Source organism: Shewanella sp. c952, from assembly GCF_019654975.1.
Lineage (GTDB): Bacteria > Pseudomonadota > Gammaproteobacteria > Enterobacterales > Shewanellaceae > Shewanella.
Genome location: NZ_BPEW01000028.1, coordinates 18,824 through 35,776, shown reverse-complemented (window position 1 = coordinate 35,776; position 16,953 = coordinate 18,824). Strand labels below are relative to the sequence as shown.

Annotated in this window: 19 protein-coding genes; 16 read left to right on the top strand and 3 right to left on the bottom strand. The window is 43.4% G+C overall.

Features of this window, described 5'->3' with window-relative positions:
- Positions 1 to 43: 43 nt before the first annotated feature.
- The 16 genes from K5R16_RS16610 (at position 44) to K5R16_RS16535 (ending at position 14,347) form a co-directional block, all read left to right on the top strand.
- Positions 44 to 364 carry a DUF2190 family protein gene (locus tag K5R16_RS16610; protein ID WP_220738719.1) on the top strand — a complete coding sequence of 107 codons (321 nt, stop codon included), beginning with the start codon at positions 44 to 46 and terminating at the stop codon, positions 362 to 364.
- The gene (locus K5R16_RS16605; RefSeq protein ID WP_220738717.1) at positions 357 to 677 is read left to right on the top strand and encodes a hypothetical protein; all 321 of its coding nucleotides are present in this window, start codon (positions 357 to 359) and stop codon (positions 675 to 677) included. The genes K5R16_RS16610 and K5R16_RS16605 overlap by 8 nt, the downstream gene beginning before the upstream one ends.
- Positions 678 to 713: 36 nt before the next feature.
- Positions 714 to 1,280 carry a phage tail protein gene (locus tag K5R16_RS16600; protein ID WP_220738715.1) on the top strand — a complete coding sequence of 189 codons (567 nt, stop codon included), beginning with the start codon at positions 714 to 716 and terminating at the stop codon, positions 1,278 to 1,280.
- A gap of 32 nt (positions 1,281 to 1,312) precedes the next feature.
- The gene (locus K5R16_RS16595; protein WP_220738713.1) at positions 1,313 to 1,744 is read left to right on the top strand and encodes a hypothetical protein; all 432 of its coding nucleotides are present in this window, start codon (positions 1,313 to 1,315) and stop codon (positions 1,742 to 1,744) included.
- Positions 1,741 to 2,460 (top strand): hypothetical protein, encoded by a 720-nt coding sequence (locus K5R16_RS16590; protein ID WP_220738711.1) that lies wholly within the window; start codon positions 1,741 to 1,743, stop codon positions 2,458 to 2,460. Before K5R16_RS16595 ends, K5R16_RS16590 begins: the two co-directional genes overlap by 4 nt.
- Before the next feature lie 97 nt (positions 2,461 to 2,557).
- A complete protein-coding gene (locus K5R16_RS16585; protein ID WP_220738709.1) occupies positions 2,558 to 6,040 on the top strand; it encodes a tape measure protein in 3,483 nt (1,160 codons plus the stop codon).
- Positions 6,041 to 6,049: 9 nt separating this feature from the next.
- The gene (locus K5R16_RS16580; RefSeq protein WP_220738707.1) at positions 6,050 to 6,427 is read left to right on the top strand and encodes a hypothetical protein; all 378 of its coding nucleotides are present in this window, start codon (positions 6,050 to 6,052) and stop codon (positions 6,425 to 6,427) included.
- A gap of 7 nt (positions 6,428 to 6,434) precedes the next feature.
- Entirely contained in the window at positions 6,435 to 8,912 is a 2,478-nt protein-coding gene (locus K5R16_RS16575; protein WP_220738706.1) for a hypothetical protein, read from the top strand.
- 26 nt (positions 8,913 to 8,938) lie between these two features.
- Complete coding sequence (locus K5R16_RS16570) at positions 8,939 to 9,916, top strand: hypothetical protein (protein WP_220738704.1); 978 nt, start codon at positions 8,939 to 8,941, stop codon at positions 9,914 to 9,916.
- Entirely contained in the window at positions 9,913 to 10,212 is a 300-nt protein-coding gene (locus K5R16_RS16565; protein WP_220738702.1) for a hypothetical protein, read from the top strand. Before K5R16_RS16570 ends, K5R16_RS16565 begins: the two co-directional genes overlap by 4 nt.
- Positions 10,213 to 10,220: 8 nt before the next feature.
- Positions 10,221 to 10,562 (top strand): hypothetical protein, encoded by a 342-nt coding sequence (locus K5R16_RS16560; protein ID WP_220738700.1) that lies wholly within the window; start codon positions 10,221 to 10,223, stop codon positions 10,560 to 10,562.
- Positions 10,562 to 11,464 (top strand): hypothetical protein, encoded by a 903-nt coding sequence (locus K5R16_RS16555; RefSeq protein WP_220738698.1) that lies wholly within the window; start codon positions 10,562 to 10,564, stop codon positions 11,462 to 11,464. The genes K5R16_RS16560 and K5R16_RS16555 overlap by 1 nt, the downstream gene beginning before the upstream one ends.
- Positions 11,451 to 12,317, top strand: a complete 867-nt coding sequence (locus tag K5R16_RS16550; RefSeq protein WP_220738696.1) for a hypothetical protein — start codon at positions 11,451 to 11,453, stop codon at positions 12,315 to 12,317. Before K5R16_RS16555 ends, K5R16_RS16550 begins: the two co-directional genes overlap by 14 nt.
- Positions 12,310 to 13,626: a hypothetical protein gene (locus K5R16_RS16545; protein WP_220738694.1), complete on the top strand. Its 1,317-nt coding sequence runs from the start codon at positions 12,310 to 12,312 to the stop codon at positions 13,624 to 13,626. Before K5R16_RS16550 ends, K5R16_RS16545 begins: the two co-directional genes overlap by 8 nt.
- 7 nt (positions 13,627 to 13,633) lie before the next feature.
- Positions 13,634 to 13,846 carry a hypothetical protein gene (locus K5R16_RS16540; protein WP_220738692.1) on the top strand — a complete coding sequence of 71 codons (213 nt, stop codon included), beginning with the start codon at positions 13,634 to 13,636 and terminating at the stop codon, positions 13,844 to 13,846.
- A 27-nt stretch (positions 13,847 to 13,873) separates the two neighbouring features.
- Entirely contained in the window at positions 13,874 to 14,347 is a 474-nt protein-coding gene (locus K5R16_RS16535) for a hypothetical protein (protein ID WP_308440836.1), read from the top strand.
- Positions 14,348 to 14,464: 117 nt separating this feature from the next.
- Here the strand turns inward: K5R16_RS16535 and K5R16_RS16530 are convergent, their stop codons facing one another.
- From K5R16_RS16530 to K5R16_RS16520, 3 genes are all read right to left on the bottom strand, one after another.
- Complete coding sequence (locus K5R16_RS16530; RefSeq protein WP_220738688.1) at positions 14,465 to 14,974, bottom strand: hypothetical protein; 510 nt, start codon at positions 14,972 to 14,974, stop codon at positions 14,465 to 14,467.
- Positions 14,975 to 15,093: 119 nt separating this feature from the next.
- Positions 15,094 to 15,540 carry a DUF1198 family protein gene (locus K5R16_RS16525; RefSeq protein WP_220738686.1) on the bottom strand — a complete coding sequence of 149 codons (447 nt, stop codon included), beginning with the start codon at positions 15,538 to 15,540 and terminating at the stop codon, positions 15,094 to 15,096.
- A 217-nt stretch (positions 15,541 to 15,757) separates the two neighbouring features.
- Positions 15,758 to 16,531 carry a nuclease-related domain-containing protein gene (locus K5R16_RS16520; RefSeq protein ID WP_259649910.1) on the bottom strand — a complete coding sequence of 258 codons (774 nt, stop codon included), beginning with the start codon at positions 16,529 to 16,531 and terminating at the stop codon, positions 15,758 to 15,760.
- Between the last annotated feature and the right edge of the window lie 422 nt (positions 16,532 to 16,953).

Sequence of the window (16,953 nt, the reverse complement as noted above, 5' to 3'; positions counted from 1 at the left end):
CTTTTTATTATCTAATTTTCAATATTGATTTAGGGATCTTGCAATGAAAAATCAAATTTGTGATGGCAACACCATTGACCATACCCCCACGACAGATGTTGCTAGTGGTGCAACAGCACTCATTGGCAAGCTGGTTGCTGTAGCGCTGGGTGATGTAGCGGCTAACACTGAGGGAACCTTTGTGGCGACCGGTGTGTTTGAACTGCCTAAAGTTGAGGCAGATGATATCGGCCAAGGCTCGCAAGTGTATTTAAAGCCTGATGGCAATATCACCTCTACGGCATCGGGTAACACCTTAGCGGGTAAAGCATGGGCTGCAGCGGGTAATCCATCGACTACCATTTGGATAAAAGTGAATGCCTAAGGTGGCAACTCACGACACTAAAGAAAGGTTCGCTCGTAAGCTCGGGCGCGCCTTTAATAAGCTGGCAGAACCTTGCCAGTTTATTAGCGCCTCGGGAGTCGATCCGTTTGAACGTGGGGTCAACCTGCATAAAGCAACCCTTGATATCAGTGTTGAATATATTCCTGAACCATCACACATGGCTGAGTTTCTGAAAGCCGATGGCTTAGTTAATTGTGATGACCGATTTGAATTAAATGGCAAGCAGTACCGTTTAACGCAGTTGCATGATGTAGATGAAATGACTGTGAGCTTTATTTACGTCGAGTTTTAGCACTCATCATATTTAATGCTGGGAAAGAGGGAAGGCATGCAGCTAAGTACGACAGGATTTGACGCTGTAACTCGGGAGCTGACACGTATTCGTAAGGCACAAGCCCCTGCTATTGCCAAGGCGGTTAATGATACGGCTAAATTTGCCAAGCAGCTCGCGATTGATGAAATTTACGCTAAATATGGCTTTAAGTCTAAGTCCTATGTGGAGCAACATTTTAGCTTAAGTATTAACCCGAGAACGCTTACGGCGAATATAAGTGCGCGTTACCGGCCAAGTTCATTAACCCGTTTTTCAACTCCAAAATTTAGAGTCGGCAAACGCTCACAGCGAGTAGCTAGCGGTCATGTTGTAAGTACCATTCGCAATCAACCTACTTGGTTTAAAGGGGCATTTACCTTTATTGGTAAAAACGGTAACCAGGTAATGTATTCGCGTCGCCAAGGTGATACCAGTTGGCGCACTTTCAAAGAAGCCAAAGCTCAAGGGGTTAAAGCTTTGTATGGTCCATCAGTGGGTCATAGCTTCGCTTATATGCGTGAAGATCTGGAAGCACCGATTATTACGCATTTGCGCAAAGCGTATGGCAAGCAAGCCAGATAGCTGCAGCAACTCACTCAAATCGAGAACATTGCATGATCAACAAAATTCTAGACCGTTTAAAAATGGTTGACGGCGCGACTGTACGTGAGGGGTTTTACGCCCAAGGCAGTGCAAAGGAGGCCTGTTTTATCTTCTTGCAGCCATACACTGATGCTTTTAGCTCAACTAACGGTCGTGACAAGTACCGTGACGATTTAGCCTTGCAAATCGTTGCTGGGGTTACGCTTACTCGCACCGAAACCCCTACCTCAGATTTAATTAACCTGGTACGACAAATCAGAAGCACTTTTTATAAAGAGCAGCGCGATACCACTAAACCTGATTGGCTTAAAGAGGTAGCGCTTGTCAGCTTTCAAGAGAGCGAACCCTGTAAATATATTATGCCCGAAGCCCATGAAAAACACGGCTTGGCGGTAATCACACTTTCAATAACGCAAACCGTGGAATTTGGAGAACAACTATGAGTGAAACAGTCACTGAGAGCTATATCGGCTCTGGTATCGTGTATGCCGGTGGGCGCGATGTCGGTAATGCCTCTGGCGTTAAAATTGATATTGAACAAGAAACTAAGTCTTTACCTAATAACCGTGGCGGTGGTGGTAATGCAGCCGAAATTACCAAAGTTAAGTCGGTTAAATTGTCGATGACATTGAACGATTTTAACAATGACAATATGGCACTGGCGCTGCGCGGTAAAGTTGATGTGATTACTGCCGAGGCGATTACCGATGAGTCGATTGTTGCTGTGCTTGATGGCTTGTGTGATACCAGCAAAATGATTGATTTAACCGTAGCGCCAGTGGTTAAAAGTGATGACGGTACAACAACTTTTGATGTGGATGTTGATTATGTGGTTAGCGCCGGCGGTATTCGTCCATTAAGTTCCGGCAGCATTACAGCAGCTCAAGCGTTAAAAGTGAGCTACACCTCAAAGGCAGGTAATGCCCTGCAAGCGCTGGTTGAATCAGGCAAAGAGCTTAAGGTGGTGATTGATGGTGTTAACGATGCTACTGGTAAGCCTTGGGTGCTTAAGTTTTACAAGTGGAAGCCAAGCCCAACATCGGGGCTTGATCTGATTGGTGATGATTTTGGTTCGTTCGACATCGAGGGCGGTGTGCTTGCGGATCCGTCTGTTGTTGCTACGGGTAAGTCCAAGTTCTTTGTTCGTACCGCTGCTTAATCGCTAATTAATAGCATTAGGTTGCCAAACTAGCCGTTACTGCTTTTGTAGTAACGGTTTTTTTTAAGTCTTTTTCCGATGTGTTGGAGTGTGTTAGATGAGTTTTAAAGATCAAGTCATTAACCTGATCATTAAGGGTAAAGACCTTTTTTCATCTGAGGCAAAAAAGTCAGAAAAGGCGCTAGCAGGATTAGCTGCGCAAAGTGAAACCCTCAATGAACGTCTGCAAGACATTAAAGATCTGCAGGGCTCAATTAACGCTATTGATGATTTAACTCGCTCAATCAGTAAAGGCGAGTCAGCTTATAGTGATAATAGCGTAGCGCTCGACAAGTTAGTCAAAGAACAAAAGCAGGCCATTGCAGCGGTTAAGCAGCTCGATGCTGCGCATAAGTCGGCATCAATACAAACAGATAAAACCGAGCAAGAATACAAGCAAGCGAAAGCTCAGCTTGCAGAGTATGAGCAACAATTACTTTCAGCTAAAGAGAATGTTGATAAATTATCTAACGAGCAGAAGAAAAGTAGCCAGGCCAGTAAAGAGCAAGCTGCAGCATTAAGTAAAGCCAGTGCAGACTTAAAACAACTAGAACTCGCACAATCACACACTGAACAAAGTGCTAAAGAGTTATCGACTGCCCTCGACAAACAACGGCGTGAATTGCTTGAGATGGGCGTAGCCTCTGATGATGCCGCCCGTAAGAAAGCTGATTACACCTTAAAGGTAAAAAATGCCCGTAGTGAGTTAAACAGGCTTGCCTCTACGCTTGGCAAGAGCAAAACGGAACTTGAGCAGCAAACCAGCAAGCTCACTAGGGCTGGCTATTCTATGAATAAGCTGGCCGATGCCAGCAAAGAATTAAAGCAGCAACAAACGGCAGCTGAAACGGCGCTATCTGGTGTCAATAAACAACTTGCTCGCCATGACAAGTTATTAGCAGAATCGAAAAAATCAGCCAAAGACTTTAGCGGATCAATAAGCGGAGTAACTCAAAGCCTACTTGCTATGGCTGGGGCGTATATTGGCGTTGATAGGCTATGGGAAAGCTTAAAAGATATTTTGAGTGCGGGTGATGATGCACAGTCATTTTCTGTGCAAATGACAGCGGTGATGGGCTCAATTGCTGCAGGTGAGCAAGCAACGGCTTGGATCAAGGATTTTGCTAACAATACCGGAACCAAGCTTGAAAGTGTGCAAAGTGCTTTTTCAGCGTTAAAGACTTTTGGCATTGATCCAATGAACGGCTCATTGCAGTCGATGGTAGATTACAATTCGCGACTAGGCGGTAGCCAAGAAAAGCTTGAGGGCATTATTCTTGCCGTTGGCCAAGCATGGGCTAAGCAAAAGCTGCAGGGGGAGGAGATCCTACAGTTGGTTGAGCGTGGGGTTCCAGTATGGGACTTGCTTGAAAAGGTCACCGGTAAAAATGTTACACAGCTGCAAAAGTTAAGTGCTAGTGGTGAGTTAGGGCGAGAGACAATAAAAGCACTGTTTGATGAAATGGGTAAACAGGCAAACGGCCAAGCGTCGAAAAGCCTCGATAGACTTAGCGGTCAAATTAACCTTATCTCGAATAAATTTGAAGAGTTTAAGCGCATTATTGCCGATTCTGGTGTTTACCAGGTAGCCGTCGATTTTCTAAAGGACCTAAACGCTACATTCGACCAGCTTAATCAAGATGGCAAGATAAAAGCCGCTGCTCAGGATATTAGTAACTTCTTTACCACTATAGTGCGCGATGGGGGGGAGAGCCTAAAAACAACGCTGGAAAATATCACTGCATTTACTAGCGGGCTAAATGTAATCTCAGGCGGTATTCGCCTATTTTGGAATGGCTTAAGTGCTGGCGTATCAGCACTCGCAGCTTCTGTTACCTTGCAACTCGCTAAGATGATGGAGGGGTTTACTAAGCTCTATGAGTTCGTTGGTGCAGATCAGCTTGCCTCTAGCGCACGTGATGCCGCTGCAGCCCTAAATGCTATTGGTGATGCGTATGTGTCGCAAGTTGAGCAAGATGGCAAAGATGTTCGTGCTGCTTGGTTGCAGATCACTGGTGAAGTTGAGCAAGCCGCGACCAAGGCTTATAGCAAGATAAGTTCAGAGGCAAAAAAATCAGCAAGTAAGCAGGTTGAATCTTCTGCAACTGTCGCTAGCGCACAAGATAAGCAAGCTGCAAGCGCTAAAGAACTGCAATTGGCAATGACAAAAGCTGGCATTGAAACTATTGCAACCTTGAAGCAACAAGAAGCCGCAGCGCTCAAAACATTTAAGCAGGTAGAGCAGGGGGCAAAAGACGGTATAGCCTCTACTTATGAGCTAAATCAAGCTTTCTTAAAATATGCAGAGGCCGCAGTTGAGGCTGCAGCTGCCAGTGATACTCAAGTTGATGCGAGTATTCGTCAGCAGGCTGCCGCTCTTGGTTTGACCGATGATCTTGCTAAAGTCATTGAACAGTATCAAAGGTTGAAAGAAAGCCAAGCTGATTTTGATTCTCAAACGCAGCAAAACCTCGATCAAACTCAGCAGGGGATTCAGAAATCAGCGGGTGTTGCAGTTGAATATGGCACAACAATCGAGAATACCGTTGGTCTTGTAAAAAAGAGCGCTCAACAAGCTGGTTATTCATTGGCAGGAGTTGCAGAGTTTTTCACTGCATACCTGAAAGGTGTTACCGATAGTGTTGCCAAGCTGAGTGAGGGCGCAACGGTCTACTTTAAAAACATGCTTTATCACCAAAACAATTTGGTTGATAGCTCAAGTGAATTAGATAAGGCGATTCAACAATATGGCAGGCTTACCAATGAAGTTCGAGATCTTGAAAATGTACTCGCTAAATCAATCGATTTCACCGGTATAAGCACGTTTGCTCGGGAAGCTGAAATAGCAGGAAAAAAAACTGAAGCAGCGTATCACGGCCAACGTATTGAGCTGTTAAAGCTTGTTGAGGCTTTAGAAGCCACAGGCGGTGCAAATCTCGACTTGGTTCGCAAAGCTGAAAGAGCAGCTAAATCGTTAGAGCTTGTGAATGACCAAGACATGGGGCGCCTTACCTCTGCTATCGATAGCGCCATCAATAAAATGGATGAGTTACGAAGCAGTGCACAAGATACGCTTTCCTCGCTGAAAGATGAGCTTGATGGTTTGCAGGGTAATGATAAAGCCATAGAGCAACGCGAATACCAGCGTCAGCTTTTAGAGCTTCAAGAACAGTTGAAAAAGGCTCAGCAAAGTGGCGATGATAGTGTGATTGCGGACTTGTTAGAGTCAGAGAAGATCTTAAACAGAGTACATCAATTGAAGATGGACGAGTTTAAAGCTCAAGAAAACGCTAATAAATCCAGTGAGCAAAAGATAGCTGCAGAGCAGAATGTTCAACAGCCCAAGCGCAGTCAATCGGACAATAAATCCTCATCAAATAATTCCCCAACTCTTGCTTTCGACTCGTCAGTTCAAGCTGCAAGTCATTCAGCACTGCTTGTGCTGCAGGTCGGTAGTAAGAAGTTTGATACGCAGTTAAAGAATCATGTTTTAAATGAATTGCTAGCTGAAATAGATCGACAAGATAGGCTCGGCGCCTAAGAGGTTTTCATGCAAATTATCGATACCATAAAACCAAAGCTGCAGCAGCTTCTTTGGCTCAATCGAAATAGCCAAAAGAAAGTGTTAGCGAATTCAAAGCGAGCGAGTAACGGTGCTCTGTTTGTGAACCAAATCGTTATTCCATCAGGCTTACCGATATTGATTGGCACTAAAAACAGTGATCTTGACCGTGATGATTTCACTGCACTTCAAATACACAATTACAGAACGTTAACTGAATTTACTCTTCAGCTTAGTGATACAGAGTCTTTGCAAGTTATTTGGGATAACACCAATGGTTCAGCGATAAGCGGTGATGATTTATTTGATCGAGTCGATGGCGATGATCTGATTACAAATGTGGTTTTAAAGTTTTTAACAGTGTGAGCAAACTATGACAATTACCCGCAATGATTTGAAAATATTTAAGCCTGAGCTACTCGGTTCAAGTGATGAAGCTGGCGGTTTGCGTACTAAAAATGCGATTGAATCAGGCAAGCTTAATGAGCTGTTTAGCGCGATTTCTGATATTGACCACGCGCAATCGTCTATCGACATTGCTAAGTGCTACCCAGCGCTAGATACCAGCAATACTAGCACCTTGCTAGATGGTCATATTTTCATTAGTGAGCCACCGAGTGATCCGTTAGTGTCGCTTATGCTGGTTGAATCTGATTCACTCACCGATGCCGACCGCATGAGCGATATGAAAGAGATCATCGAATCAGGTGTGACAAAGGGACAATTGATCCGCAGTGGCGCACCGGGCTTTTTACTCAATCAAAATTCATTTTCAGCCGATTACCTGCAATCAAGCAGCATGTATAACGGGCGTGAATATTGGAAAACAGTGAACTTAAGTCCTGGTGCTGTGATTGCGATAAGTGTTGAGTATGATGGCAATGAAGTCAGCGAGTGGCCGCGAAAAACACATTTTTGTAAGGTGGTATCTGCAACATCAAGCAGTGTCGGTTTCTCCGGAACGGTTAAGTTTGAGCCGGCTATTCCTTTTGCTACACCCGAGCCAAATCACAGCATTAACGGTGAAAGTAATTGTACTAAGTTACGTCACGTTAACTCTGTTAGCCCGTTAATTTTTCATGGTGTGGCTAAACTCACCGCTGCAGCCTCAGCTAAAAATGTGCCTGTTAGTCAAACTACAGCCTCTTTGCTACCCGCAATAATAACCGAAGTACCAAAGCCCGGTAATACCATTACTGCAGGCAGCGAAGATGGCGATCAAGCGGTTAGTCAAGTGTTTGACAAAACACTGACTCAGCCAAATGTAGAGGGAACTTATAGTTACACCTTTACTACGCCGGATATATTGCAAGATTCTGATGGTCTCATCGCCATTTCAATGCAACCAACGGCGTTGTTTTTAACCGAAAGCGCGGTGCAATCAATCTCTATCGGCACAGGCAATACCACGGTTACACTTGCGTCATGGGCGCGAACAGATCAATCCGCTAATGTCACGCTACGCTATAAGTCCTCTTATCGTTACGCCATATACCAAAGTAGTGAATCATTCCCAAGTGACAAGCAGTTAACAGTGGGGACCATTAAGGGCGCGGTGGTGTTTGATGATAATAACTACCCAAGCCAAGAGGTTTATGAGCGACCAGGTGAAACCACGGGCAAGCTCTATGATGGTGTTGAGCTGTTGGCCACCATTGATTATCTAACGGGTGATATCACTAAGCACAATGTTAGCCGTGGCACGTTCACGCTTAATTATACTGGGCTTGTTGAATCAAGCTCCGTGGTCGCAGCCGGTGACTCAAGTGTTTCATTTTTACTTGTGGCTACACAGCCAAAACTCAGTAGTTTTTACCTGCAAGTAGAACGGGTATCTGATAACGCCATTGTCAGTGCTAGCGCCGATAGCAGTGGTGTGGTGACGGGATCAGGCGTGAGCGGCACCATTACTAATGGCTTAGTTGAGTTGACCTTTACCAATGCCGTTAACCTTACCTCGCTGCGCTATGACATTACCGAGCAATTTAGGCAGTTACCACCTGCCGAAATCTATGGCCTAAACCCGCTGCGCATTCCGAATGAGGGGCTTGTTGATATTTTTAGGCAATGGGGAACGGTGGCACTGCAGCACACTCAATATCAACCTGTTCCAACACCTGCAGCGGGGCAAATTAAGAACATTCGCGCAGGGGCGCGTTTTGCTGACTTTACCGATGCTAATGGCGCAAGTTTGTGGACGGCAACGGATGAGCATTTCACGCTAGACAAAGCTGCAGGCACCGTGACTTTAAACAGTGACTTTAGCGGCTTTACTGCGCCATTTGTGCTCAGCGATACCATTGGCGAGTTAGCGCTAGTGTCGGTGGTTAATGACACTGAGTTAGTGTTATCAAGCGAGCTAACTCAAGAGTACCCAATCAATTCAACCGTAGCCAGTGTGCAGATTTTAGGTGACTTGCATGCGCGAGTTGGCAAGGTGCGTGATATGACAGCGTGGATTAATAATTGGGCGGTAGATGGCACCGCCGCAACTGGCAACTTAAACACCGTTGATAACCCCATAGAGCTAACCAATGACACCGCAGTGAATGAAGATTGGGTATTGATATTTACTTCCGCCACGGCTTTTCGCTGTGTGGGAAAACGCCTTGGCCAAATCGGTACAGGCGACACTTTAAACGACTTTGCCCCCATTAACCCGCTCACAAACAGCCCGTTCTTTATCATTCGAGCGGCAGCATTTGGCGGCGGTTGGAATGCAGGCGAAGCGATACGTTTTGAAACTATCGCCTCAGCAAAGCCTGTTATGGCACTGCGAACGGTGCAAGCAGGCCATAGCCAAATCACCACCGATAAAGCGGTACTGTCGTTCCGTGGTAATGAATCGTAACAACTAACAAATTAAGGATATTAATTATGGGATTACCCGTAACCGTTTATCGTTGGGATGATGAGGGCGCACCGCAAATAACTACCGGCTCAGTCAGTCAATGCCTCGATGTGCTGCAAAAATGCTTAGTTGATGGTTACGGCAACAAATCATCGCTTGGTTGGACGCTTGAATATTCAGATGACGACATTTTTGCCAAGGTATTTAAAAACTCGCCTGTTGAGGGGAACGGCATTTATGCCAAGTTTTGGTCTAAAGACCAACTTGACGGTAGTGAGCGCATTGTGAGAATGCAAACCTGCAAATCTATGACGGATATCGACACCATGATAATGCCTGGTATCTATCATGCTTTTAAAACTTTACGTAATAACTCGGTGACTAAGTGGGTGATAATTGGCACGAGCCGAGGTTTTTACCTTTTTTTGATGCCGCAGGAAGTTTCATGGGTTAACCATTATCAGATACAAAATAGCTGTGCATTTATTGGTGAAATACAGGGCAGTATTGCAGGTGATACAGCCCTTTATTGTGTGGTGAGTGAGTCTAACAATAGCAGCAACGACAGTTATGCTTGGCAGGACAATCTATCTGCGCTGAACATTAACATGACACTGAATATTGGAAAAATGTACGCCTCAAACGGCGATACAGGCGCATTGAATTACAGGCTAGAGACATATTTTGATGTGCCATCAAATGCGCAAGGCTTTGAGGGGGAATTGCCAGCCAGCGCAAATTTCAGTGAAGTGGTTGTCAGAGCTCAGTTTACAGTCACAAGTACGCAATATTTAGATTCTGAGGGTACGCCTTATTCAAGAAGTGATATCCAACCTTTCATTAAAGGCACCATGCCTGGGCTTATTCAATCGAGTACACCGGCATTTGAAAAATCACCATGGCCATGTATTAAGAATATCGGGAACGATGACTATTTTGTTGTTGGCAACCCTTATGGCACAGGTGGTAGTTCGTTATTTATCAACCTTAGAGAGTGGTCATGAAGCTGACTAATAGACGAGCGGTTAACAAGCCTGTACTCGCAGGTTTATTAACCGTTGAAATGGACGCCCAAGCAGAGATGTTATTTGCGCTTGATAGGCAGAGTGGCGAACGGTTAGCCCATGTTGTTAGGCCATCACAAGGCTTGATTAAGTTGATACTTCCTTTTCGTTACACACAATCTAATGAACTCATTATAGGGATTGTTGACGGTGATAGAGAGTTTAATGCCTCTGTACTCGATGGTGTAAAGCTTGAGTTAGTTGACCAAAATACCGCTGATACCGCGCAGCCATAGGAGAAACCATGACGCCAATTATTAATATCAATGCTAAAAACCTCATGCTTGATGCGCTCACTATTACCCGCGTGAGCTTGCACGTAGCATCACCAGGTGAAACGGGTCGAGATAATGAACTGTTGAGTGCTGATTATGCTCGACAAAGCTGTGATATTAGCGGTGCAGATAACGGCGAGAGAGTATTAGTGAGCGATGTTAATTTTCAAATGAAAAGCGGTGACGCAGTTAGTTTTGTTGGGTACTGGAGTGGCGATACCTTTTTGTTGGCACAAGCGTTTACTTCGGTTGAATTTAGCACTGATGGTCTTTTCATCTTAAAAGCGGGTTCAACGAGGGTGGTGATCTAATGGCTATTATGGACGTTAAGAAAAACAGAATAATGTGGCCTAATTTAAATCAAATTACCAATGATTATGACAGCCCCGAAGCGGCGTATTTGCAATGGCGTGATGAATTAAATTTACCAAATACTGATTTACCTGGAATGATTCAAGGGGACGATGGCGTCACCGAAATTGATTTAGGTTTTCCTGTGGCTTTAGATGGCGATTGTACTTTCATCAGTCAGTCAACAGAGGGTTCCATTGGTTTTTTCTTGGAAACACCAACAGGCTCAATGACAAAAGTCACAAGAGCGCTTAGTGCTGCTGTAGAGGGGCAAGCGACTGTTTCAAGGGACTTTGGTTCTAGAGGGGTAAGTCCATCCGTAGTGATTAGCTGCAAAGCGCCAAGCATCGATGCAAAAGCTTTTGAGTGTAAGTGGCAGAAAAATGATAATACTGCAATATTGCGGGTAAGTTGGACAAACTATAACAGCAGCTCCAACAAAACTGAATTAGCACTAAAAATTAGTCAAGGGCAAATAGAGGCCGTTGCAAGGGCAACGAATACAGCTGCCGCTAAATTTCAACTCTTTCTCTGTGACTCCCAAGCTAACTCAGCATCAACACTGGATGCTGAGGGCGCGATGGGACTATCTCTAGAGCAAGGGACGACTTACAAATTCACTTCATCGGCACTTCGTTACATACGAGGGAAAATAGTAGGAGCAGATGGCCAACCTGCGAGCACTGCAGTTAGAGCATATTTGAGGGATACGGGAAGAATGGTTGGCAGTGCGATCTCTGATGCGATAACGGGTGTCTATGAAATTATTGTTACCGATGAAGCTCACTATGTCGTGTGTTTGGATGATAGTGTCAGTCAATTAAACGCATTAGTTTTTGATCGGGTTTTTGGCGTTGATTAATTTCTCGTTTGATAATGCTGATTATCTCGTCCCCAGTGGTGGTAAAGTTGACTTTTCATTCAATACTGACCGCAGCTTATCACTCAATCTTAACGTCCCTTTTCAGTGTTTAGTTGAGATTGGCCAAGAGCAAACTGCAGCCGTTACAGCCCAAGTATTAATATCGGCAGATGTGCAGCACTATCGGCCGCATGTTGCTCGCTTTAGTCAGGTCTACCCCACAGCGCGTTCGCCAATCAAACTTGAATTTAACGGTGAGATAATTCGATTGCCGCCTATTCGTGATGGGGGCATTGGTATCGATATCGGTTTGCATGTCGCACCAGCGCAATCGGTAGAGGCGAGTATTGCGCTAATGGATTCATCTACAAGCCTTGATGTTATCGCGAGTGTTACAGGGGTTAGAAACCTAACATTGATATTAGCGTTAAATGCTCGATGGGCGACTGGTGAGTTGTTAGAGCAGCAGGTAAGCAGTTTAACTGAGAGTCATACTGGTACAGAAAGCGCGTGTGACGTTGGCTGGCAAGCAGTCAGTGAGTTTGAAGTACAAGTGAGCCAAACAACATTTAACTTAGCGGCTACTGATACGCTTTTAGTTATATCACTGTCAACTGCAGCGAGTATCGATGCCGAGCAGCACCTATCGTTGCTTGGTGGTTTTTATTTGCATCAAAATACTATTGTGGGATTTGATAGCTATAACTTGGTCAGTAATGCGAACGATGCTAAGTGGGGCGAGCATCTACCAAGTTGGATCTGTTCTACTCGTTATGTGCCGCCTGTAGTTGGTGCGATTTCGTTAACCTTTACAGAACCGTTTATGCGATTAGGGGGGTATCAACTTGATTGATTTTAGTTTTGTCGATACCGGCTACATGGCCCCAAATGGTGCAAATGTTGATTTTAGCTTTAACTCTAATCGCACAGGGTTTGCTTTATCTACAATCGCCCTAGTCGCCGATATCGATATTTATCAGGTGCAAGGCACTGAAAGCCATAGCTTGATAAAAGTGAGTAGCCAAGCTGAATACTATCAGCCATATAAAATACGCTTTAAAGCCTCGCCTAAGCATTGTTACTTTGATGATGGCGGTGGTTTAATTGATGCCAGCCCACCGTTACCAAACCTTGACTTTAAAGTCCCTATTGAACCTCAGATTAGACGAGCGTACTTAATGCAGCCAACCCTTACCTGTACCCGAGTTAGCGACTCCATAGCAATTGTACTCGATAGCGTGAGTATTAGTGATAGTCGCAGCCAGTTTACCCAATCAGTTAGCCTGCAGTTTAGTAGCGCGATTGACGCTAGCCGCGCTGAGAATGAATTGCTACTGATTGATATTAACGGTTATCAGTTTTTTGCTTTAGCAGAGCAGCCAGCAAGTAGCGCCAGTTTTGGTGTTTCCAGTTGTAGCAGTGCTGGCCGCAGTCGCTCAGCTTTACTCGCTACGCCGTGGCGGTCATTGATTAGTTACACTAACGATAATGCCCGTTCATTTGCTGGCATATTGGGTGATCTGTTGACTAACTCAGGTTGGACGATTGAGCTAGATGGAGTCACCGACTTTACTATACCGGCTGGCGCATTCTCGACTATGGGTAAATCGCCAATTGATGTCGTTAATGATGCTGCTGCCCAAATCGGCTGCATGGTGATCCCTGATGAGTTTGCCAGTAAGTTAACCATTGTTCCGCACTGGCCAACATCGCCGTGGTTGATGGATAGCGCTATTGCTGATGTGAATATTCATGACTCAGTGATTTTAAGCTTTAACCGCAAAAAACAAATTAACCCATTATGTAATGTGGCGTGGGTTCGCGGTGAGCAGCAAGGCGTGAGTGCTAAAGTCAAACGAGCAGGTACCGCTGGGGATATTCCTACCGCCGATATAAGTGGTCAGCTGATTGTAGATAACCAAGCTGCGCGGCTGGCGGGTACCAATGCTATTGCGGCCAGTGGTAACAAAGAGTTGATCAGCGTGTCATTGCCAATCATGGCCGACTTACCGCCACTCAAAAAGGGTATGTTGATTGGTGTTACGTATGAGGGCGAAGTATTCAAAGCGACTTGTGATAGCGTGAGTATTAGCGCCAGTATGGATCAAAGCAGTGGTTTAGATATTAGCCAAAGCGTGAATTTAATTAGGCATTTGGAGTAAAGCATTTATGTTTAAGCAATTAAAACAAGCGCTGTCATTACCCCGTATGATTATGACGGTGGAAGCTGATAACGGTAATGGAACGACTAAGCTACGCAGTGACTCAGGTTTATCGTTCACTGCTATTGGCAGCGGCTCGCCTGGTACTAAGGTTTACGTGCAAGATGGCCGAGTTTTGGGTATCGCAGCTGACTTGCCTCACTCTGAAATAGAGGTGTAAACTATAATTAAAGTCATGGAGGATTTTATGAGAGCATTAATTATTATTTCAGTATTTTTATTTACAGCACCAGTAATGAGTGAGGTATATCGTTGTGGGGATGGTGTTTATCAAGCAGATCCTTGTGATGAATCGAGTAAACCCATAGATTTAAGCAATGTCGGAAGCGTTGTAGCTAATGAGAATACGCTGCCTACTTTAAGTACCACCTCAGAATCTGCGACAGCAGCTAAAAAATCAGAGATCAGTAGCTACATTCGTAATCGGCAAATTGAACGTGAAATCAATAAGCTCGAGAGTAGACGAGAGAAGGTGTTAGTAAACCGAGACCAGCGAATGCGAGAGTTACGAGATCGCGGACGTTATGCTAATAACAATCTCGCTGGAGCAACCTGGCAGCAGAGTTTAGCGCAAGAAATGAGTGCGATTTCACAGCAGGCTGATAGTGAAGTATCAACTCTAGACCGTCAAATAGCGCAGCTTAGAACCAGGCTAAATTGACTCTTTGTTAATACAAAAAATTACATATGAGTTTGATAACTTCAAACTCATTTTTGGATAGAGGCTATTCTGGGTGGTTAGGGCAATTACACTTGAAATTGAAGCACTATAGCCTTGTTATGCTTTATACCCATGTGACTTCATTAAATTGGAACAAATTACTGCTAATTTAGCATCAGCGTTAACTATATGCTGCCTTGCATCTTCCCACATACAATAAAGTTCGCTTTCTTCTGTATGTTTTCCTTTTTCAAGATATTCGAGTACCTGCATGTTCCATAAGCGATAATCATTCGTATCATAACCTGAATCAGGGAAATATAAGCCGCATAACATTTCCATTTTACGAAGGATATTTTGTATTTCTCGTTGATGCTCTTTGTTCACTGTTGGATAATCAACTTTTTGATGCTGAACATCATCGAGAATTTGGGTACAAGTATGTGTATATGCGATAGAAGTCTTATATAACTCTTCAATTTTTGTTAGCAGCAAATCTCGTTTGTTTCTCTTCGTATTTATATATTGGTTTATCAGAAGAACTGCGATCGCAAGTAAAGCGGATAGCAAGAAGGAAATCAGCCTAACTTGGTCTTCTTTTTCTGAAAACAGCTCAATGATATACATCAAAACTTCCTTGTAATTTTGGGTCCTACTTAGCAGGAGCTGGTTGTTTACCTATATGCTGATATGATCGAGATTAACTAGGCTCTTATACATGGTACTCATTTGCTAAAGTTAGCTTTTTATATGAGCATTTCATTATACTTAGCTGCAAACTCTTTGAAACCAGAGTGCTCCACTTCAAAAAATATTTCAAAAGTTTGTCGTTCTGTAGCAGAGATTTCTACGTCAAACCCAGAATCTTTCATGCGACTAGCCCACCATTGGACATTTTGAACGTGTGGATTCTTCAATAATTGATAGATATAGAATACTTTAACTAAGCTGCTAAGCTCTTCTATATTACCGTGAGCTCGGATTACGGAAGAACAGTAATAGCGCTGCCTTGTGGCTTTTCCTAGCGCTGGACTTGAATCTTTCCTTATTGCGCCAATAAACTCAATAACAATCGGAAGCTTAATGTTTAGACTGTAGGCAATAATTTTGGACGCCTTTCTAATATCTCCCGATAAGAAGTAGTAAACCAAATAAGCAAAAATAATTGTAATTAAAATCCATATCCACATCATCTAAGTCACCATTTTCAGTGAGCTGTTACAGTTGATAGCTCATATAATACTGCGTAGGAAAAACATGTTTCCTAACTAGAAAAATCGACCTCACGCGAAGTCGCACCTCAGTTTATTTTTTAATTTAGTAACATTAATTACTCTGATGGTTTAATTGAATATTATCAATAGTAAACGTTCATACTTTGTATGGAAATGAGATATATAGTGTCGATTACTACGTGAATTTTTCTACTGTTCGACATTTTGGGTAACTTGAACAGCCCCAAAATTTAGAACCTGTGTGTTGTCCCTTTTTAGCTTCTCGTAACATCATTACAGAGCCACACTTAATGCAACGCTTTCCATCAGTTTTTTGCTTAATGATTTCTTTCACATGAGAGCGGTGAGCTTGGTTTGTACTAAAGCCACGTTCTAAACGACCAGATTCTATTTTCGAGATGATTTCTTTAACTTGCTTTAGACTTAATCGTTCAATAGAACAAGAACGTATATATGGTAAGCAGCCACTAGCATAGGTTACGTTCGCAGGCATACTTGTTTTAAATGTACTATCACCGATGAATACAACAACAGAGAAAAGAGAGGTGATGTTAATGTTGAGCAGTTCTTCTAGTGTTTTTAGGTGCTTATAGTTTTGATGGATTGGATTTTGGAATCTGGTTGAGTATTTATAGATTTTCTGCGTCCATTGCTTCTGATTTGAAGAACCAAAAATCCATCCTTTCATGTTTTTTGTTTCAACAACGAAAACTCCATACTTAGATACTATTATGTGATCAATTTGAGTTGTTCCATCATCCGTTGGCAAAGTAACATTTTTGATTAAATGATATTCGTTTTGCGGTAATTTCTTTAATATCAAATTTACGCTGAATTCACCTAACACGCCTTTAAACCACGGCGTGCGAACTACAAAGGTTAATAGAATTACGGGAAATATATACCAAATCTGTAAAGCTGCGTTAGCCAGCATCCCTATTAGAACCACTGAAACATCCTTATAGCTAAGATTTTTTGAGTTTTACATCAATCGTACTTAATAGCTTGAACTACTCAATTATGTTTTGAAAGCTAAAATTGTGAGCCCTCTAACTGCTGCTTTTTGATGAGGATAATTACAACTGTGCATCGCAGCGTGCATTACGTGGTTTTTTTTGGGGTTTAATTTGTTTTTATTTAGTGACTTAGGTTTACTGTCTCATAATCGTGCCAGAAGAGGGTGTTTTGTTTTTTCGAAGGCATAAAATAGTGGCTATCAACTTCTATTAAGTGGATTCATCATAGCACCGTGTTAGCGTGATTGTCTTAACTTCAGCATTAGAGTGCTTTACTTGCTTGAATTAACGTCAGTTTGATAACTAGCACCGAAAAGTTAAAGCAAGTACAATATGCGTTGGTCTATGAGGTGCT